Origin of the sequence: Arenibacter sp. 6A1 (genome assembly GCF_012272855.1) — a bacterium.
Lineage (GTDB): Bacteria > Bacteroidota > Bacteroidia > Flavobacteriales > Flavobacteriaceae > Arenibacter.
Map to the genome: position 1 here is coordinate 180,955 of NZ_JAAXCQ010000003.1, position 19,834 is coordinate 200,788.

General features: G+C 38.9%; 13 protein-coding genes and 1 riboswitch. Of the genes, 10 read left to right on the forward strand and 3 right to left on the reverse strand.

Going from position 1 to position 19,834, the window contains the following annotated elements; genetic code table 11:
• Positions 1-36: 36 nt before the first annotated feature.
• Together HCG49_RS03565 and HCG49_RS03570 are read right to left on the reverse strand one after the other, a co-directional pair.
• Positions 37-1,005 carry an electron transfer flavoprotein subunit alpha/FixB family protein gene (locus HCG49_RS03565; protein ID WP_168468182.1) on the reverse strand — a complete coding sequence of 323 codons (969 nt, stop codon included), beginning with the start codon at positions 1,003-1,005 and terminating at the stop codon, positions 37-39.
• Positions 1,006-1,121: 116 nt separating this feature from the next.
• Positions 1,122-1,868, reverse strand: coding sequence for an electron transfer flavoprotein subunit beta/FixA family protein (locus tag HCG49_RS03570; protein ID WP_168468183.1), 747 nt, complete (start codon positions 1,866-1,868; stop codon positions 1,122-1,124).
• Between the two features lie 183 nt (positions 1,869-2,051).
• Here HCG49_RS03570 and HCG49_RS03575 point away from each other — a divergent pair, with 183 nt between their 5' ends.
• The 6 genes from HCG49_RS03575 to HCG49_RS03600 all read left to right on the forward strand — a co-directional run bounded on the left by HCG49_RS03575 (position 2,052) and on the right by HCG49_RS03600 (position 11,221).
• Complete coding sequence (locus tag HCG49_RS03575) at positions 2,052-3,032, forward strand: pyruvate dehydrogenase complex E1 component subunit beta (RefSeq protein WP_168468184.1); 981 nt, start codon at positions 2,052-2,054, stop codon at positions 3,030-3,032.
• 166 nt (positions 3,033-3,198) lie between these two features.
• Entirely contained in the window at positions 3,199-5,694 is a 2,496-nt protein-coding gene (locus HCG49_RS03580) for a DUF5686 and carboxypeptidase-like regulatory domain-containing protein (RefSeq protein ID WP_168468185.1), read from the forward strand.
• A gap of 67 nt (positions 5,695-5,761) precedes the next feature.
• A complete protein-coding gene (locus HCG49_RS03585) occupies positions 5,762-6,289 on the forward strand; it encodes an inorganic diphosphatase (protein ID WP_072764590.1) in 528 nt (175 codons plus the stop codon).
• 111 nt (positions 6,290-6,400) lie between these two features.
• On the forward strand, positions 6,401-8,818 hold the full coding sequence (locus HCG49_RS03590; RefSeq protein WP_168468186.1) for a sodium-translocating pyrophosphatase: 2,418 nt from the start codon (positions 6,401-6,403) through the stop codon (positions 8,816-8,818).
• Between the two features lie 126 nt (positions 8,819-8,944).
• Positions 8,945-10,213, forward strand: coding sequence for an MgtC/SapB family protein (locus HCG49_RS03595; RefSeq protein ID WP_168468187.1), 1,269 nt, complete (start codon positions 8,945-8,947; stop codon positions 10,211-10,213).
• Positions 10,214-11,221 (forward strand): App1 family protein, encoded by a 1,008-nt coding sequence (locus HCG49_RS03600; protein WP_168468188.1) that lies wholly within the window; start codon positions 10,214-10,216, stop codon positions 11,219-11,221.
• 6 nt (positions 11,222-11,227) lie between these two features.
• On the opposite strand, the gene HCG49_RS03605 is transcribed toward HCG49_RS03600, so the two are convergent.
• Positions 11,228-11,842 carry a deoxynucleoside kinase gene (locus HCG49_RS03605; RefSeq protein WP_072764594.1) on the reverse strand — a complete coding sequence of 205 codons (615 nt, stop codon included), beginning with the start codon at positions 11,840-11,842 and terminating at the stop codon, positions 11,228-11,230.
• A 198-nt stretch (positions 11,843-12,040) separates the two neighbouring features.
• Between HCG49_RS03605 and HCG49_RS03610 the strand changes: the two genes are divergently transcribed.
• The 4 genes from HCG49_RS03610 (at position 12,041) to thrA (ending at position 19,819) form a co-directional block, all read left to right on the forward strand.
• Positions 12,041-12,871: a GLPGLI family protein gene (locus HCG49_RS03610; protein ID WP_168468189.1), complete on the forward strand. Its 831-nt coding sequence runs from the start codon at positions 12,041-12,043 to the stop codon at positions 12,869-12,871.
• A 519-nt stretch (positions 12,872-13,390) separates the two neighbouring features.
• Positions 13,391-14,644 (forward strand): methionine adenosyltransferase, encoded by a 1,254-nt coding sequence (gene metK / locus HCG49_RS03615; RefSeq protein WP_168468190.1) that lies wholly within the window; start codon positions 13,391-13,393, stop codon positions 14,642-14,644.
• 75 nt (positions 14,645-14,719) lie between these two features.
• A riboswitch (SAM riboswitch) is annotated at positions 14,720-14,861 on the forward strand.
• Positions 14,862-14,989: 128 nt separating this feature from the next.
• Positions 14,990-16,285, forward strand: coding sequence for an O-acetylhomoserine aminocarboxypropyltransferase/cysteine synthase family protein (locus HCG49_RS03620; protein ID WP_168468191.1), 1,296 nt, complete (start codon positions 14,990-14,992; stop codon positions 16,283-16,285).
• Positions 16,286-16,432: 147 nt separating this feature from the next.
• Complete coding sequence (gene thrA, locus HCG49_RS03625) at positions 16,433-19,819, forward strand: bifunctional aspartate kinase/homoserine dehydrogenase I (protein ID WP_168468192.1); 3,387 nt, start codon at positions 16,433-16,435, stop codon at positions 19,817-19,819.
• Positions 19,820-19,834: the final 15 nt, after the last annotated feature.

A 19,834-nucleotide genomic window follows, 5' to 3' on the forward strand; every position in this document is an offset into this window, starting at 1 on the left:
TTTTGAACAGCCCTTAGGGGCACAATTTAACAAAAATTAAGCGGTTTGAGCCTTAAATTCCTTTAATTTTTCGATTAGTTTGGGGACCACTTCAAAAGCATCCCCTACAATACCGTAGTCGGCCGCTTTAAAAAATGGGGCTTCAGGATCAGAATTGATGACTACTTTTACCTTGGATGCACTGACCCCGGCTAAGTGTTGGATGGCACCAGAGATCCCAATGGCTATATAAAGGTTGCTGGCTACGGGTTTTCCGGTTTGTCCTACATGTTCTCCATGTGGCCTCCACCCCAAATCCGATACAGGTTTGGAACAAGCAGTGGCAGCTCCCAAAACATCGGCTAATTCCTCTATCAGTCCCCAGTTCTCTGGACCTTTAAGCCCTCTTCCTCCAGAAACTACTATGTCTGCGTCGGCTATGGTAGCTTTTCCAACAACCTTGTCTATTTCGGCAGATTTGGTGCTAAAGGAATTCTCTGGAATAGTGGGTTCAAAGCTTTCTACACTGCTTTCGATTTTATTTTCGTGACTTCCGAAAGCATTGTTGGAGACACCAATGATTTTTATGTCAGAGACTAATTGGGTGTCGGCAAAGCCTTTATTGCTAAATACTGTTCTTTTAACGGTAAAAGGAGCAGTACTTGTTGGTGCCGAAACAACATTGGGCACATAGGCTGCTTGCAATTTGGCTGTTAATATAGGTGCTAAAAATTTAGTGTCCGCACTAGAGCTAAGGATGATTACTTTGGCACCTTCCTTTTCTGCTGCTTGGGCAATAGCAATAGCAAAAGCCTTGGCGTTAAAGGTTTTTAAGTTGTCATCGGTGATATTTAATACCTTAGAAATACCATTGTTCCCTAGGCTTTCAGCGTTGGTGGCATTAATAGAAATTGCCGTGGCATGAGTACCTAGTTGTTGGGCTACTTCGTAGGCGTAAGAAGCTACTTCTTGTGCATTCTTTTTAAACTTTCCGTTTTCGGATTCTGTATATACTAAAACTGACATATTAATATTCTTTTTTTATTCCCGAAATTTCATTCGGAAAATGGTTGGCGAAATTGCTGAAATAAGAGGTGGATATCTAATTATACCCGCCGCTATTATAAAAATTAGGGTTCAGCTTATATAACTTTTGCTTCGTTGTGTAATAAATTTATTAGCTCGTCAATATTGTCCGCATCTATTAGTTTTACCTGACCTTTGGCTGCTGGCTTTTCAAATTTAACGTCCTTAGTGGTTTCAGTAGCTGAAACAGGCTCAACAACATTCAATTTCTTCTGACGTGCCATCATAATACCTCTCATATTAGGGATTTTTAAATCGCTTTCGGCAACCAGTCCTTTTTGACTTCCGATAACAAGAGGTAAACTCGTATTTAATTTTTCCTTTCCACCATCAATTTCCCTAATAGCGGTAGCAGTGTTGCCATCAACTTCTAAGGAGATACAATTATTGACAAAATTAAAATCTAATAAGGTAGCCAATATTCCTGGTACCATCCCACCGTTGTAGTCTATAGACTCCCTTCCGGCAATAATAAGATCGTAATCACCGGCTTTCACCACGGCCGCTAATTGTTGTGCAACAAAAAATCCGTCCGTTGGTTCGGCATTAACTCTTATAGCTTCATCGGCACCGATAGCCAGAGCCTTTCTGATCGTTGGTTCGGTAGTGGCTCCCCCGACAGTAATAACGTGAATAGTGGCACCTTGCTTTTCTTTAAACCACATGGCTCTAGTAAGGCCAAACTCGTCATTTGGGTTGATAACATATTGGACACCATTGTTATCAAACCTAGTGTCACCGTCTGTAAAATTAATTTTAGAAGTAGTATCTGGAACATTACTTATGCACACCAATATTTTCATATGATTATTTTTTTTATACCATTTATAAACAAAGGACGCTAATATAATCAATAAAATTATAATTTATTATGCATGCATAGTATTTTTTTGCTCTTTTTTTAATTCTTTCCTCCTTCGTTTTGATTTATTATTTCCTATTTTTGCTTCGCTTTTAGAATTTTAATAAAAAGAATTCCATATACAATGAAAACAATACAGTTTAGGGAAGCTATACAAGAGGCAATGTCCGAGGAGATGCGCAGAGATGAGTCCATTTATTTAATGGGTGAGGAAGTTGCCGAATATAATGGGGCTTATAAGGCTTCAAAGGGAATGTTGGACGAATTTGGTCCTGAAAGAGTTATTGATACCCCTATATCCGAGTTAGGTTTTGCTGGGGTAGGTGTTGGTTCCGCAATGACCGGTAACAGACCTATTATAGAGTTTATGACCTTCAATTTTGCATTGGTAGGGATAGATCAGATTATCAATAATGCTGCAAAGATCAGACAAATGTCTGGTGGTCAGTTCAATTGTCCAATTGTTTTTCGTGGCCCTACAGGTTCTGCCGGTCAGTTAGCAGCCACTCACTCACAGGCTTTCGAAAGTTGGTATGCCAACTGTCCAGGTCTTAAAGTAGTAGTCCCTTCTAACCCTAAAGATGCCAAAGGATTGTTGAAAGCGGCTATCCGAGATAACGATCCGGTTATTTTTATGGAGTCGGAACAAATGTATGGTGACAAAGGTGAAGTTCCAGAAGGAGATTATACTATTCCATTAGGAGTAGCAGATATCAGAAGAGAAGGTTCAGATGTAACCATAGTTTCTTTTGGTAAGATTATAAAAGAAGCCGATAAGGCAGCAGTAGAATTGGCCAAGGAAAATATCAGTGTTGAAATTATCGATTTGCGTACTGTAAAACCTTTAGATTATGAAGCGGTCTTAAAATCTGTTAAGAAAACCAATAGATTGGTGATTTTGGAAGAAGCATGGCCTTTTGGAAATGTATCTACTGAGTTAACCTATCATGTTCAAGCAAATGCTTTCGACTTTTTAGATGCACCAATAGTTAAAATAAACACTGCAGATACACCAGCTCCTTATTCTCCAGTATTATTGGCAGAGTGGTTGCCAAACCATGAAGATGTAATTAAAGCTGTTAAAAAAGTATTGTATAAATTATAGCTATTTTATTAAAGCCATTATAATAGCTTCGTTAATCTTTGGTTAGCGAAGCTTTTATGTTCCTGATATGTAGTTGTAAAAATGCGTTTCAAAGAATTTATTAAGCCTCCTGATTTCACTGGTTTTCGATTGATTATAGAGCACAGAAACGTTATTTGATCACGAAATGAATAGAATATTATTCGTCATATTTCTTGTTATTGCCCAATTTGCGATGTCGCAGACCAAAGTTGGGGGTATTATTCTGGATGAAGAAGGCGAGCCTGTGCCTTTTGCAAATATTTTATTTAAAAATTCTACTCAAGGGACCATTACCAACGACAATGGAAGATTCTATATAGAATCTGATAATTCTTATAACACTCTTGTAGTTTCCTTTATTGGCTATGAAACCCAAGAAATAACCCTGGTCTCCAAAGTGACCTATGATTTAAAAGTTGTCTTGCCCGAGGCTAGTGAACAATTAAACGAGGTGGTACTTTACTTTGGTAAAACAAGCAAAAAAAATAATCCGGCCATTGATATCCTTAAAAAGATATGGGCCAAAAAACGTAGTAATGGTACTCGTATGTTTAATCAATACGGGTACGATAAATACGAAAAAATAGAGTTCGACCTTAATACCATAGATAGCGCACTTATCAAAAGCAGGGTCTTTAAGGGGTTAGAATTTGTATTTAAAGACCTTGATACTTCCAGGATTACCGGAAAAACCTATTTGCCAATATTTTTAAATGAAACGTTCTCCAAAGTGTATGGCGATAATGAACTGGGGACCGAAAAGGAAGAAGTTCTAGGAAGTAAAAATTCAGGCTTCAATAATAACCAGGCTATAATAGCGTTTATAGAAGACCTTTATTCTGACTACGACATTTATAATAACTACTTAAAATTTTTCGATAAAAGTTTTACCAGTCCTTTATCCAAGACAGGTATAGATACTTACAATTATGTCTTACGAGACAGCGCCTTTATTGGTGATAAATGGTGCTATAACATTGTGTATTACCCTCGTAGAAAAAATGAATTGACCTTTAAGGGCGATTTTTGGGTAAACGACACTACCTATGCAGTTAAGAATATAAATTTAGCGGTAACGAAAAGCGCTAATATCAACTGGGTAAAGGAAATCTATATAGAACAAGAGTTTGATGTAGTAAACGATTCTGTATTTCTTTTGACCCGAGATTATATGTTGTCTGACTTTAGTTTTAACAAAAAAGAGAACTCTAGAGGCGTCTATGGTAAAAGAACAACCGTATATAATGACTATAAGTTTAACGAAGTAAAACCAAAAACGTTTTATAAAACGAAACCGGACCCCTTTAATGCTAGTGTTTTAAATAGGGAAGACGAGTTTTGGGAGATGAATCGTTTGGAGTCGTTAAACAGCGATGAAAAGGGGATTTACAAACTTTTGGATACCTTAAAGACGGTGCCAAAATTTAAGGCCTATTATAATTTTGTTAGTATTTTGGGATCAGGTTATGTAGAAATCGACAAATGGAATATAGATGTAGGTAGCGTTTATAGTGTGTTTGGATATAACGAGGCCGAAGGAATCCGGACCAGGCTAGGGGCTAGAACCTTTTTTGGCCAAAATGATCCTTGGCGTCTAGAGGGATATGTTGCCTATGGATTTGGAGATGATAAATTTAAATATGGTATTTCTGGAAAATGGCTCATTGATAAAGAATCGAGATTTATTATTTCTGGAGGTAGCAGGCGCGATATAGAACAGCTAGGGATAAGCTTAACGGCTACCAACGATGTGTTGGGGAGGAGCGTTGCTTCATCTTCCGTGTTTACCGTAGGGGCCAACGATAGGCTAACCAACATTAATTTAAGTACCTTTAATTTGGAGATGGAGCCTTGGAGGAACTTAAGAATTAATATAGGAGGGTCTTTAAGAAGTCTTAGTTCGGCGCTGCCAGATGCTTTTAGCTTAGACTATATCGATGCTTCTTCCCCTACAGGAGTTTCTTCGGAAGTCACACAATTTGATCTGAATACTACCTTAATATATACGCCAGGAAAAAGAACGATTGGTAATGGGGTGGAACGGAGAAGTATAAATGAAGATTATAGTACCTTATTGTTATCTTATACCAATGGGTTGAAACAATTTTTTAACAGTGATTTCGATTACAAAAAAATTCAGTTCAGTTATACGCAGCCTTGGCAAATTGGTGGTTATGGAAGGTTGTTAAGTACAGTAGAAACAGGAAAGACTTTTGGTGAGGTTCCTTTGGCATTGTTAAGTCCGGTACCGGGCAACCAAACCTTGTTCTCTATGTATAACACCTTTTCGAATTTGGATTTTTATGAATTTGTAACAGATACCTATGCCGCCGTTCATTTGGAGCACAATTTTAATGGAAGGCTCCTTTCTAGGATTCCGGTTATCGGTAAATGGAACCTAAGGGAAATTATAGGCCTAAGAGGGGTGTGGGGCGATATATCTGAAGAAAACATCCAACTAAGTGCGCCTGCCGGTATGCCGCTTTTGGCGCCAACGGATAAAGTTTATTGGGAATATGCAGTAGGTGTCGGCAATATATTTAAGTTCCTAAGGATCGATTTTAACTTTAGGGGGAATTACCTGGATTTGCCAAATGCACGTCCTTTTGGGGTGACAGGATCCTTTGGATTTCATTTTTAAGAAGTGTAAGAATAGTGTAGTCAATATTTGTAGAGTAAAGAATTATATAAAGAATAAACATAAGAATATGAGTAGTCAAGAAATAACGTCTTTCGACGTTTTGATAGAAATTCCAAAAGGAAGCAGAAACAAGTATGAATATGATTTTGAGCTAAAAAGAATCCGTTACGACAGGATGATTTTTTCCTCTATGATGTACCCTGCAGATTATGGGTTTGTACCAGAAACCTTAGCGTTGGACGGCGATCCATTAGACGTTTTGGTATTGGTTACCGAGCCTACATTCCCAGGATGTGTTATGGAAGTGAAGCCTATCGGTGTTTTTCATATGACCGATGAGAAAGGACCAGATGAAAAAGTAATCTGTGTGCCAGTTTCCGATCCGGTTTGGAACAGGATCAATGACCTAACTGAGTTAAATCCACATTTAATCAAAGAAATCGAGCATTTCTTTAAAGTTTATAAGGATTTGGAAAAGAAAAAAGTTGATGTTGGTGGATGGGGTAATATTGATGAAGCCAAGGAAATAGTAGCAAAATGCATACAGAGATTTGAAGAGAGCGATGTGCCTACAAAGGACGTTACCATCAGATAAGTCATCGTAAATACAATATAAAAAAAGCAATATCATCCCCATGGTATTGCTTTTTTTATTCTCGTATATTTTCTTACTTTTAGGGACAACCAATAATAAATAATCAAACCAATGGATTCAATAATTATGTATGTGCCTATTATTATGGCATTAATAGGCTTGGCTTTTATGGCCGTAAAACGGTCTTGGGTATTAAATCAAAATGCGGGTGATGGAAAAATGAAAGAGATTTCGGAGTACATCTATGAAGGTGCCTTGGCCTTCTTAAAAGCAGAATATAAATTATTGACTTTCTTCGTGATTGCTGCTTCCATAGCTTTGGCTGCAGTGTCTTTTATTGTTCCTACTACGCATATCCTTATTGTCGTAGCCTTTATTTTTGGAGCGTTTTTTTCTGCGCTTGCAGGAAATATGGGAATGAAAATTGCAACTAAAACCAATGTACGGACTACCCAGGCAGCACGTACAAGCTTGCCTCAAGCCTTAAAAGTTTCCTTCGGCGGAGGAACTGTAATGGGGTTGGGCGTAGCTGGTTTGGCTGTTTTGGGTCTGACTTCCTTTTTTATTCTCTTGTTTCAGTATTTTATGAACGGTACATGGACTTCTACCGATGACATGACCATTGTTTTAGAGACCTTGGCCGGCTTTTCCCTAGGCGCAGAATCTATTGCGCTTTTTGCTAGGGTAGGCGGCGGAATTTATACGAAGGCTGCCGATGTGGGAGCAGACCTTGTAGGGAAAGTAGAGGCCGGTATTCCGGAAGACGATCCTCGTAACCCCGCTACTATTGCCGATAATGTTGGGGATAATGTTGGGGATGTAGCCGGAATGGGAGCCGATTTGTTCGGGTCTTATGTGGCGACTGTTTTGGCCGCCATGGTGTTGGGGAATTATGTGATTAAAGATATGGGGGGTGCCCTTGACGATAATTTTGGGGGGATAGGTCCTATTTTATTGCCTATGGCTATTGCTGGTTTTGGAATTTTATTTTCCATAATCGGTACCATGTTGGTGAAAATAAAAAGTAATGATGCTAAAGAAAAGCAGGTGCAAGCCGCTTTAAACGTTGGGAATTGGGTGTCTATTGGACTTACCCTGGTTTCTTGCTTTGTCCTGGTAAAATATTTATTGCCACAAACCATGCAAATGGAATTTTTTGGGGAGGGATTAAAAGATATATCTTCGATGAGGGTGTTTTATGCCACCGTCATTGGCTTAACAGTGGGGGGTGTTATTTCTTCCGTTACGGAATATTATACAGGTTTGGGAACTAAACCTGTATTGGCTATTGTCCAAAAATCCAGTACCGGAGCAGGAACTAATGTGATTGCCGGTTTGGCAACAGGGATGATCTCTACTTTTCCGACAGTTATAATTTTTGCTGCCGCTATTTGGTCCTCTTATGCCTTGGCAGGTTTTTATGGTGTGGCTTTAGCAGCCTCGGCAATGATGGCTACTACAGCCATGCAACTCGCTATAGACGCCTTTGGTCCTATCGCTGATAACGCCGGGGGGATTGCCGAAATGAGTGAACAAGATCCCATTGTACGAGAGCGTACCGATATTTTGGACTCTGTAGGGAATACTACTGCAGCTACGGGCAAGGGCTTCGCAATTGCTTCGGCAGCCTTAACCTCTTTGGCTTTGTTTGCGGCCTATGTAACCTTTACCGGTATAGATGGTATAAACATCTTTAAAGCTCCTGTATTGGCCATGCTTTTTGTAGGAGGGATGGTCCCAGTGGTGTTCTCTGCCCTTGCTATGAATTCCGTGGGGAAAGCTGCGATGGATATGGTATACGAAGTACGTAGGCAGTTTAAAGAAATTGCTGGCATTATGGAAGGTACTGCAAAACCGGATTACGCCAAATGTGTAGATATTTCTACCAAAGCCGCCTTGCGCGAAATGATGTTGCCTGGGGTGTTGACCATTGGTTTTCCTATTGCAATTGTTTTGTTAGGGAAATTGGTATACAATGAAGACAATCAGTTGATTGCCGAAATGTTGGGCGGATATATGGCCGGAGTGACCGTATCTGGGGTCTTATGGGCAATTTTTCAAAACAATGCCGGGGGAGCTTGGGACAATGCTAAAAAATCTTTCGAGGCAGGTGTCGAAATTAATGGGGAAATGACCTATAAAGGATCCGATGCGCATAAGGCTGCTATAACTGGGGATACTGTGGGCGACCCCTTTAAGGATACCTCAGGACCTTCGATGAATATTTTGATAAAACTTACTTGTTTGATAGGCTTGGTGATAGCGCCTATTTTAGGTGGGCATGCCATTCCTCAGAAAGGGGACAAAAAAGAGGTTAAGGTAGAAATGAAAGTGCAGAACAGTGAAAAGGCCGAAGCAATAGTTACGTATACCATAGTGGTTGATGGTGTGAAAAAGTCTCATGAAAAGGTTTTTGAGGGCACCAAGGCAGAAGTAAAGGCGCAATTGGATGCCTTTGAGGAAAACACCTTGAATTCGGCGAACAAAAACCAAAAAATAGTAATCGAAAAAATAGATATTAACAAGTAAATTTATTTTTAACCGGAATTAAACAGTTTGAGCAGGTATTGTTGCAGTTGCTGTTTTTTGGTATTATATTTAAAAACCTCGTTTAATTTAACGGGGTTTTATTTTTGTATCGATTAGTTTTTTAGGATGAATTATGAAGATTTAACCACATTGGGTATAGCCTTCGGTATTGGATTGTTGGTGGGAATGCAGCGACAAAAATCTAATAGCGAAATGGCAGGGGTACGTACCTTTACCTTGATAGCGATATTAGGGGTGCTCGGTGGTTTCTTATCCCGGGACTACGATAATCCGTTTATATTGCCAGTTTTAGGACTGGGCATTACTGCTCTTTTGGTGGTTGCCAATATTATTAAGGTAAAGGCAATTTCCCGGGCCGACGTGGGGCAGACAACAGAAGTGGCTGCTTTATTGATGTTTGCAATTGGGGCCTATTTGGTAATGGGCGATAGGATATTGGGAATAATTATTGGCGGTGCAATGGCAGTGCTTTTATATGTTAAAGAACGCCTGCATGCCCTTATAGATAATTTGAAAGAAAAGGATCTAGAAGCTATAATGACCTTTGCCGGGATTTCTTTGGTCATTTTACCGTTACTGCCCAATAGAAATTTTGGGCCCTACGAAGTTTTAAACCCCAGGAATATTTGGTTAATGGTTACCTTAATTGTAGGGTTAAGTGTATTGGGGTATTTTATTTACAAAATTGTCGGTAAAAAATTAGGGGTCATTTCCAATGGTATATTGGGTGGATTGATAAGTAGTACCGCGACAACGGTCAGTTATGCTCAAAGAACGTCCAATGCTGTTTCTATAAGTAAGCTGTCGGCTTTTGTAATCACCACGGCATCGACCATAGCCTTGGCAAGAGTGATGGTTGAGGTAGGTGTGGTGATTCCCGAAAGGATATCAGAAGTGTTGTTGCCGTTATTGGTCCAATTCTTTGTAATGGCCTTTATTTGTGTTGGATTATTTTATAGGATTCAAAAGGACGAATCGGACGATGAAATGCCAGAGCCCGATAATCCTGCACAATTGAAAAGTGCCTTGATTTTTGGCTTGCTTTACGGGGTAATTTTATTGGCCGTGGCATTTACAAAAGAAGAATTTGGAAATGAAGCCCTGTATTTGGTAGCCATAATCAGTGGCCTTACAGATGTAGATGCCATTACCCTTTCTTTATCCCAAATTATAAAGACCAACACCTTGGATCCGACTACTGGATGGAAGTTGATACTGTTAGCTTCCTTGTCTAATTTAGTTTTTAAGGGTGTTTTAGTGGCTGTTTTAGGACCTAAAGAGCTCACAAAATGGGTGTCATTATCCTTTGGGATAGCTGTAATATTAGGTTTATGTATAATTGGCTTTTGGCCAGAATCCTGGAATTTTAATTAGATGTGGTTTTTAAAAAAAGCAGATCCTTTACAGCTAATCGGTTTTCAAACCTACGGAACGGATACTCATCTCTACATTAAAGGGAGGGCCTTGGAGGATGAAAATATAGACCTGTCGGAAAAAAGTGTTTTGGGATTATTGGTGAATACATGGAAACGTTTTGAGACCGATGTAATTGGGAATAGTAAATTAATTCTTAAGCTTCCTGACGGGAAGGAATACAGCTTTAAAACGAATCGAGAAGGGTATTTTTATTTATATCTCACCGGTTCTAATTTGCGGGCGATGTGTAATAAAGAAGGGTGGCTTCCTTATGAGCTCTCCTTTGCCGATACCACAGTAAAAAGAAAAATAATTCAGGAAAATCGTTTTCCTGGAGAAATGTTGATACCTGCGGTCGAGGCCGATTTTGGGATTATCAGTGATATTGACGATACTATCTTGCATACCGGAGTGGTTTCTCTATTAAAATGGCGGGTAATTTATAATACCTTTTTAAAAACTCCAGAAAATAGGATACCTCTTAAAGGGGCTTCGGATTTTTACCATTTGTTGCATAGGGGAGGTGGAGGCAATAATGCAAATCCTATTTTTTATGTCAGTAACAGTCCTTGGAACTTATATCGTTATTTGGAGTTTTTTTTAAAGAACAATAATTTTCCACGGGGGCCTATATTGCTGCGAAGTTTTAGGGCCTTGTTTAAAAAAGCTGCCTCCTGGGAGCTTTCCCATAAATATCATGAAATTCAAAATATATTAAAAACATTCCCTCAGCTATCTATTATACTGATAGGGGATGCAGGGGAGAGCGATGCTGATATTTACCGGGAAATAGCCCGTAAATACCCCAAGAGAATATTGGCGATTTACCTGCATAGTGTAAAGCATAGGAAAAAAATGGATCGTATAAGAAATCTGTACAAAGACTTTAAGGCCTGCCCTGTCTTACTTGTAGAGAACAGCGATCAGGCCATTGAACATGCCAGAAAAAATGGCTTTATAAAATGATAAAATTTAAAATAAACCGTTTATTTCTGCATCAATTTTATTGATCACCAATCCCAGGTCTTCCGGGGAATCAACGAAATTAAGTTTGTCGACATCAATCACCAATAGGTTCCCTTTGTTATAGCTCTGTATCCAGGCCTCATACCGCTCATTTAGCCTACTTAAGTAGTCTATAGAAATAGAATTCTCGTAATCTCGGCCTCTCTTATGTATTTGGTCTACAAGATTAGGGATGGAGCTTCTTAGGTAAATCAACAAATCGGGAGGCTGTACCAGTGATTCCATCAGTTCAAAAAGACCCGAATAATTTTCAAAATCTCTATTGGTCATTAATCCCATGGCGTGTAAATTGGGGGCAAAAATATGAGCATCCTCATAAATGGTCCTATCCTGGATGACGTTTTTACCGCTTTTCCTTATCTGTAATATTTGCTTGTACCGACTGTTTAAAAAATAAATCTGAAGGTTAAAACTCCATCTTTCCATCTGATTGTAAAAATCATCCAAATATGGGTTGTCTACAACATCTTCGAAATGAGCCTCCCATTGGTAGTGCTTGGCCAGTAATGCGGTTAGTGTTGTTTTTCCGGCCCCGATATTTCCAGCTACTGCAATATGCATAGATAATATAATTATAATTAATGTCCATACCCTACTGATAGGGTGGTACAATATACAAGATATCATTGATTAAGTTAAAATCTTTATCGCTTTATCGGACAAAAAATAGCGAGCAAATAGAAAACCAGTTTTTTTAGGCTGTAGGTTTAAACCATATGTTCGTATGACAGTCATAGTATTAATATAAAATGTAAAAATATGATTCGGTTTCTTTTTTTAGTAGTAGCCTTAATGATAAGTTCCATAAGGAGTTATTCTCAAGATTTTCAGGGAGAAGTGACTTATTTTAGTAGAACTGCAGTCGATTTGGATCTAAGTGATCGTGAGATGCCAGAAGAACGCAAAAAGCAAATCATGCAACGTATCAAAGAAGCCAATGAGCGCTCCTATGTGTTGACCTTCGATAGGAATGCTTCCATTTATAAAGAAGAAGTTACAAATAGGCCTGCAAACACACGGGGTAGAATGAGGGTTGGTATGCGAGGCAATTCTGGAGGGGATTTTTATAAAAATCTTGTCACTGAAAACTATTTGCAGCAACAAGATCTTATGGGGAAGGCTTTTATTGTTGAAGATACTTTAGAGAAATTGGATTGGAATCTTGTCAACGAAACAAAAAAAATAGGCAATTATACCGTTTCCAAAGCAACCGCAAAAAAAATCGTGAAGCGTCCTAATAGAAATGCATTTAGGCGGAATAGTGAAAAAGATGCCGAAACGGAACAGCCGCTATTTACAGAAAAAGAAATAGAGGTAGAGGCCTGGTATACGTTGGAAATTCCTATAAACCAAGGACCGGGTGAGTATTGGGGGCTTCCAGGACTTATTTTGGAAATTAATGATGATACTACAAATCTGCAATGCATTAAAATTGTCCTAAATCCGAGTGAAAAAAAGGATATCGTAGCGCCTCACAAAGGAAAAAAAATGAGCAAGGATAAATACGAGGAGATCTATCAAAAGAAAATGGAGGAAATGAGACAAAACTTTCGTGGCCGTAATGGTAATGGTGGTGGGAGAAGGCCTTAATATAAAATCTTGAGGATTAATTTGCCTTTTAAATATGAGGAGTACACCTTGTATTAAGTACTGATTAAAGTTTTTAGTGTAAGACTTTAGGATTTGTGAGGTTTGTTAAATGACGAGCATCAAAGGTTTTTAGGATGGATTAATGGAGAAAGTAAATGGTGAAAACATATCGTTTGGAAATAACGAGCAGTGTGTGATTAGGAAGGCCGTGGTTGTAAAGGATTGATCTAATAGCTGTGGGTATTTTTTAGGGGAATAAAAATAGTTGTTAAACCTTTTTTGAAAGCTCAAGATTTCTTGTACTTTTGTCTGCGAATTTAAAGAGGAAGGATTTGACTGATTGCAACCTCAAATACTGAATTTGTTTTTGGGACTATTATAGGAACGGAAATAGGTTCGGCATTCTAAAAATGCTAAAGCAGTTTATGTTGTCTCTACATCGGAATCTCAGCATCCACTCTTCTTTAGTGTACAGGTCAAATTCTTATTCGTAAAACTAAAGTAAGTAAGAAAGAGATTATGGCATATTTATTTACCTCAGAATCGGTTAGTGAGGGACACCCAGATAAAATAGCAGATCAAATTAGCGATGCCTTATTAGATAACTTTTTGGCATTTGATCCTGATAGCAAAGTAGCTTGTGAAACATTAGTAACCACAGGACAAGTAGTCTTGGCCGGGGAAGTAAAAAGTCACACCTACTTAGATGTGCAGCAAATAGCTAGAGACGTAATTAACAGAATTGGATATACCAATGGCGATTATAAATTTAGTGGCGACTCTTGTGGTGTTATTTCTTTAATACACGAGCAATCACAAGAAATCAACCAAGGTGTAGATCGTGGTACTAAGGAAGAGCAAGGCGCAGGTGATCAGGGGATGATGTTTGGTTATGCTACCAAGGAAACCGAAAACTACATGCCCTTGGCATTGGATATTTCCCATAAAATATTACAGGTATTGGCAGATTTGAGACGTGAAGGGAAAGCAATATCCTATTTACGACCAGATGCCAAGGCCCAGGTAACCATAGAGTATTCTGACGACAATATACCACAGCGTATAGATACTATTGTAGTGTCTACCCAACACGATGAGTTTGGAGAAGATGAGGAGATGTTGGCGAAAATTAAGGAGGATATTTTATCCATTCTTATACCAAGGGTAAAGGAACAATTACCAGCGAACATTCAGTTGTTGTTTAACGATACTATTACCTATCATATCAACCCTACCGGGAAGTTTGTAATTGGTGGTCCTCATGGGGATACCGGTTTAACCGGAAGAAAGATCATCGTAGATACCTACGGGGGTAAAGGTGCCCATGGTGGTGGTGCTTTCAGTGGAAAGGATCCGAGCAAGGTAGATCGTAGTGCGGCCTATGCTGCAAGACATGCCGCCAAGAATTTGGTAGCCGCAGGGGTAGCCGACGAAATATTGGTGCAGGTAAGTTATGCTATTGGAGTGGTAGAGCCAACTTCGATATTTGTAGATACTTATGGTACTTCTAAGGTTGCTCTTAGCGATGGTGCCATTGCGGAAAAAGTCGCGCAATTGTTCGATATGCGTCCTTTTGCCATCGAAGAACGTTTAAAATTAAGAAATCCAATATATTTGGAATCTGCCGCTTACGGTCATATGGGGAAAGAGCCTAAAACAGTTACTAAGGTTTTTGAATCGCCCTATAACGGTAGAATAGAAAAGGAAGTGGAATTGTTTACCTGGGAAAAACTAGATGCCCTGGATTTGGTGAAAAAAGCATTTAATTTATAAATTATAGGCAAAAGTTAGGAGATTAAAATTTTCCGTGCCTATATTTGTAATCACAAAGTTCAAACACTTATTGAATTGTTATCAAGAAAGGTGGAGGGAATAGACCCTTTGAAACCTTAGCAACCCTTTGCCACAATATGCAATGAAGGTGCTAAATTCTATTCGAAAAGGAGATCATCATTGGTGAACTCTAAATGTTTTTCGGAATAGATAACGATCAAATTACTTTCCGTAATTTTCACTTTCTTTTTAGCTTTTTGATTTTATGATAGTGCGCAGTGCGCAATTGTCTGTTTTGAATTTTTAACTTATATATTTTAATAATTTAAAAAAAACAATAAAATCATGAGTACTCAAAAATTTGCAACCAACGCTTTACATGCCGGTCACGACACTAATTTAACCGGAGGTACAAGAGCAGTGCCTATTTATCAAAATACGGCTTATGTTTTTAATGATACCGACCATGCTGCCGGGCTTTTCAATTTATCGCAACCTGGTTATATCTATACTAGATTGAACAACCCTACCAACGATGTTTTAGAACAGCGTTTAGCCGCTTTAGAAGGTGGAATTGGTAGTGTCGTAACTGCTTCTGGTACTGCGGCCATATCTACCGCTTTATTGGTATTGTTAAAGGCAGGTGATCATATTGTAGCTTCTAGCAGTTTGTATGGAGGAACCTATAATTTATTGGCGGTTACCCTACCTAGAGTTGGAATTACGACCACTTTTGTAGATCCGTCAGATGCCGCTAACTTTACCGATGCTATCCAAGAAAACACTAGGGCTATTTTTGTAGAATCTCTTGGGAATCCAAAATTGGACGTATTAGATCTTAAGGCTATTTCTGAGGAGGCTAAAAAAGCTAAATTGCCGTTTATTGTAGATAATACTGTAGCTACTACAGCTTTAGTAAAGCCTATAGAGCACGGAGCAAACATTGTAATACACTCCTTGACAAAATATGTAAATGGTAACGGAACGGCTATGGGCGGCGTTATTATCGATGCCGGTACTTTTGATTGGAGCAGTGGTAAATTCCCGGAATTTACGGAACCTTCACCAGGATACCACGGTTTAGTTTACCACGATGCCTTGGGGGCAGCAGCCTTTATTGCTAAGGTAAGAATAGAAGGTCTTAGAGATCTTGGGGCGGCATTGAGCCCTTTTAATGCATTTCAGATCATACAAGGTTTAGAGACTTTGGAGCTTCGTATTAAAAAACACAGTGAGAACGCCTTGACACTTGCCCAATGGTTAGAAAGCAGAGAAGAGGTTGAATGGGTTAATTACCCCGGACTAGCTTCGAGCCCATATAATGAGTTGGCGAAAAAATATTTGCCAAAAGGGCAAAGTGGTATCGTTACTTTTGGTGTAAAAGGAGGATTTGAATCTGCAAAGAAAGTTGTAGATCAAACTAAACTATTCTCTTTATTGGCCAATATTGGGGATTCTAAGTCATTAATAATTCACCCAGCTAGTACTACGCACCAACAATTGGATGAAAATGCACAGAAAACTACTGGTGTGAGTCCAGATTTAATTCGTTTATGTGTTGGTTTGGAGGATATAGAGGATATTAAAGCTGATTTAGAGCAGGCGTTTACAGCTATAGACAAATCGGTTTTAACAAAATAATCACTCGGCCCGTGGTTGGGAATCAACCCGGCTAATGTGAATAATACTTGGGAGTGCCTTTGGAAGCAGTTCTTGTAAAAGGTACTCCCTGTTTTTACCAAAACACCCATATTTAGAATTACAAATATTTATACGCACACACAATCCATGCTACAACAACTTACCCTTAGCAATTACGTTACTATTAGCGGCTTTTCGTTAGATATTACTTTGTCTTATGAGGTCTTCGGACGTCCCTTACATTCGGCGCCAATTATAATGGTTAATCATGCCCTGACCGGGAATTCGACCGTTGCCGGAGACAAGGGGTGGTGGACTACCTTAATAGGGGAAGGCAAATGTATAGATACCAATAAATATACTATTCTTTGTTTTAATATACCCGGAAACGGTTATGACGGATTTGTTATAGAAGAATATAAGGAATTTGTAGCTAAGGATATTGCGAAAATATTTCTTTTAGGGCTAGAGACCTTAAAAGTAACCAAACTATACTGCCTTATTGGAGGTTCTTTGGGAGGAGGAATAGCTTGGGAAATGGCCGCCATAGATCCAACCCTTACCCAACATCTTATTCCTGTGGCTTCCGATTGGAAGTCTACTGATTGGCTGATAGCGAATTGTCAAATACAAGAGCAGTTTTTGGTCAATTCTAAAAAGCCCGTTCACGACGCCCGTATGCACGCTATGTTGTGTTACAGGACGCCCGAATCTTTTAAGGAGCGTTTTAAAAGAAGCACCAATGAGGAGCTAAAGGTTTTTAACGTAGAAAGCTGGCTTACCCATCATGGTGAAAAACTTCAGCAACGTTTTCAGTTATCGGCTTATAAATTAATGAATCAATTGTTAAAAACCATCGACATTACTCGGGATGGAGAAGAGGCTTTTATCAATCTTCAAAATAGTAAAACCAATATACATATTATTGGGGTAGATTCTGATTTGTTCTTTACAGCCCAAGAAAATAAGGATACTTTTAAAAAATTAGCCCAAGCCAATAGCAATGTTACCTATGGGGAAATAAATTCTCTACATGGTCACGATGCCTTTTTATTAGAGTTTAACCAAATGGAAGAGCTGCTTAAAGGGGTATTTGAACGCAATGGCAAAGCTAAAAAGATCAAAGTTTTAAAATTTGGAGGAAAATCTTTGGCAAATGGCGAAGGATTGGACACTGTGCTACAAATTGTTGGTGATAAGATTAGCGAAGGAGGACATTTGGCGATGGTGCTTTCGGCAAGGAACAAGGCTACCGATGAATTGGAATCCCTATTAGAAAAAGCAGCTAAAGGAAAAGATTATCACAAAGGCTTTGAGGATTTTAAAAAATATCAACAATACAATATTGAAAACGTAGATCTTTCGCAAGAATTTAATGCTTTGTTAAGATTGTTTGAAGGGGTTGCCCTTCTAGGAGATTACAGCTTAAAAATTAAAGATCAGGTGTTGGCCTATGGCGAGCTTCTTTCTGCAAAAACAGTAACAGCTCTATTAGTATCGAAAGGGGTGAAGGCAAAGTTTATAGACTCTAGGGAGCTTATAAAAACAGATGCCAATTTTGGAGATGCCAAGGTGTTGGAAGCTATTTCCAAAGAGAATGTTACTCGGGAATTTGCAAGCTTGGGAGCATATGATGTGGTAGTGACTACCGGTTTTATTTCATCTACACTAGCGAATGAAACCACTACCTTGGGTAGAAACGGTAGTAATTATTCTGCCGCCTTGTTAGCCAATTACTTAAATGCCGAAGAGTTGCAGAACTATACGCATGTAGACGGTATTTTTACGGCGAATCCTGATTTGGTATCCGATGCAAAAAGAATTTCGGAACTATCCTATAGCGAAGCCAATGAATTGGCCAATTTTGGCGCCAATATTTTACATGCCAAAACGATTATTCCTTTGATAGAAAAGAATATTCCACTTAGGATCCTAAATACTTTTAACGGGGACAATGAAGGTACATTAATCAGTGCCAAAACGAGTAAGGAGGGTATAAAATCGCTCTCTGTGATTGAAAATATGGCCTTGATTAATTTGGAAGGTCGTGGTTTATTGGGGAAAGTAGGGGTCGATGCCCGTATTTTTAGAGCCTTGGGGAATAATAATATTAGTGTTAGTATTATCTCACAGGGATCTTCGGAGAGAGGAATCGGTTTGGTGGTAGATGCCAAAAATGCGGCCTTGGCAAAATCGTGCTTGGAAGAAGAATTCCAAACCGATTTTCAACTTCAGGATATCAATAATATCACCGTGGTAGATCAGGTATCCGTGGTTTCTATTGTAGGACAGGATCTGAGTACTTTTCACAAGCCGTATAATGCTTTGATAAAAAACCAGATAGTGCCTCTTTTGTTCAATAATACCATTTCGGGGAAGAACGTGAGTTTGGTACTTAAGAAAACGGATTTAACCAAGGCCCTTAACGTAATGCACGGGCAGATCTTTGGCTTCAGCAAAAAGGTGAATATTGCCATATTTGGACATGGGACCGTAGGGGGGACCTTAATTGACCAAATCTTGAAATCGAATGCAACCATAGAAAAACGCAAGGGAGTTCATTTAAATGTATTTGCCGTTGCCAATTCTAAAAAGGTGTTGTTGGAAAAGAATGGTATTTCTGAAAATTGGAAGGCTGGTTTAGAGACAAAGGCTGTTCCTTATACTTTAAAGGATGTTTTTGCCTATGCAAAAGCCAATCATTTAGAGAACCTTATCGCTGTTGATAATACGGCCAATAAGGATTTTGTAGCACATTATATCGAATTTGTAGAAAACGGTTTCGACTTGGTGTCATCCAATAAAATTGCCAATACACTCGACTTTGATTATTACCAAGACCTAAGAGAGGTATTGGCTAAAAACCAGAAACAATACTTGTACGAAACCAATGTGGGAGCAGGGCTACCATTGATAGATACTATTAAGTTGTTGCATTTATCTGGCGAGAATATTACAAGGATAAAAGGAGTGTTCTCTGGATCTTTGAGCTATATATTTAATACCTTTTCGGAAAAAGAAGCCCAGTTTTCCGAAATCTTAAAGGAGGCGATGGAAAAAGGATTTACAGAACCAGACCCTCGAGAGGACCTTTCTGGGAATGATGTGGGCAGAAAATTATTGATTTTAGCCAGGGAACTCGATTTGCGAAATGAATTTTCCGATATCAATATTGAGAACCTTATTCCCGAGGCTTTACAGGGAGGTGATGTAAAAGAGTTTTTAGCTCATTTGAATGTCTTGGACGAAAAGTTCAGTGCGATAAAGAAGGCGCAAAAACCAGATCATGTTCTTAGGTATATAGGGGACCTGTCTGGGGACCTACAAAGGGAAAAAGGAAACCTAGACGTACAATTGGTGTCGGTGCCAAAAGAGAGTGCGCTAGGACAAATAAAAGGATCCGATTCTATTATTGAAATTTATACGGAGTCATACGGAGAGCATCCTTTGGTAATACAAGGGGCAGGTGCCGGGGCTGCCGTAACGGCAAGAGGTGTTTTTGGAGATATTCTAAGGATCGCAGAGAAAGGTTAATTACCTGCTAAATTA

Excerpts from the sequence above, each read along its gene's own strand:
- HCG49_RS03565 (WP_168468182.1), bottom strand. The coding sequence starts at position 1,005 with ATGTCAGTTTTAGTATATACAGAATCCGAAAACGGAAAGTTTAAAAAG.
- HCG49_RS03570 (WP_168468183.1), bottom strand. The coding sequence starts at position 1,868 with ATGAAAATATTGGTGTGCATAAGTAATGTTCCAGATACTACTTCTAAA.
- HCG49_RS03575 (WP_168468184.1), top strand. The coding sequence starts at position 2,052 with ATGAAAACAATACAGTTTAGGGAAGCTATACAAGAGGCAATGTCCGAG.
- HCG49_RS03580 (WP_168468185.1), top strand. The coding sequence starts at position 3,199 with ATGAATAGAATATTATTCGTCATATTTCTTGTTATTGCCCAATTTGCG.
- HCG49_RS03585 (WP_072764590.1), top strand. The coding sequence starts at position 5,762 with ATGAGTAGTCAAGAAATAACGTCTTTCGACGTTTTGATAGAAATTCCA.
- HCG49_RS03590 (WP_168468186.1), top strand. The coding sequence starts at position 6,401 with ATGGATTCAATAATTATGTATGTGCCTATTATTATGGCATTAATAGGC.
- HCG49_RS03595 (WP_168468187.1), top strand. The coding sequence starts at position 8,945 with ATGAATTATGAAGATTTAACCACATTGGGTATAGCCTTCGGTATTGGA.
- HCG49_RS03600 (WP_168468188.1), top strand. The coding sequence starts at position 10,214 with ATGTGGTTTTTAAAAAAAGCAGATCCTTTACAGCTAATCGGTTTTCAA.
- HCG49_RS03605 (WP_072764594.1), bottom strand. The coding sequence starts at position 11,842 with ATGCATATTGCAGTAGCTGGAAATATCGGGGCCGGAAAAACAACACTA.
- HCG49_RS03610 (WP_168468189.1), top strand. The coding sequence starts at position 12,041 with ATGATTCGGTTTCTTTTTTTAGTAGTAGCCTTAATGATAAGTTCCATA.
- metK (WP_168468190.1), top strand. The coding sequence starts at position 13,391 with ATGGCATATTTATTTACCTCAGAATCGGTTAGTGAGGGACACCCAGAT.
- HCG49_RS03620 (WP_168468191.1), top strand. The coding sequence starts at position 14,990 with ATGAGTACTCAAAAATTTGCAACCAACGCTTTACATGCCGGTCACGAC.
- thrA (WP_168468192.1), top strand. The coding sequence starts at position 16,433 with ATGCTACAACAACTTACCCTTAGCAATTACGTTACTATTAGCGGCTTT.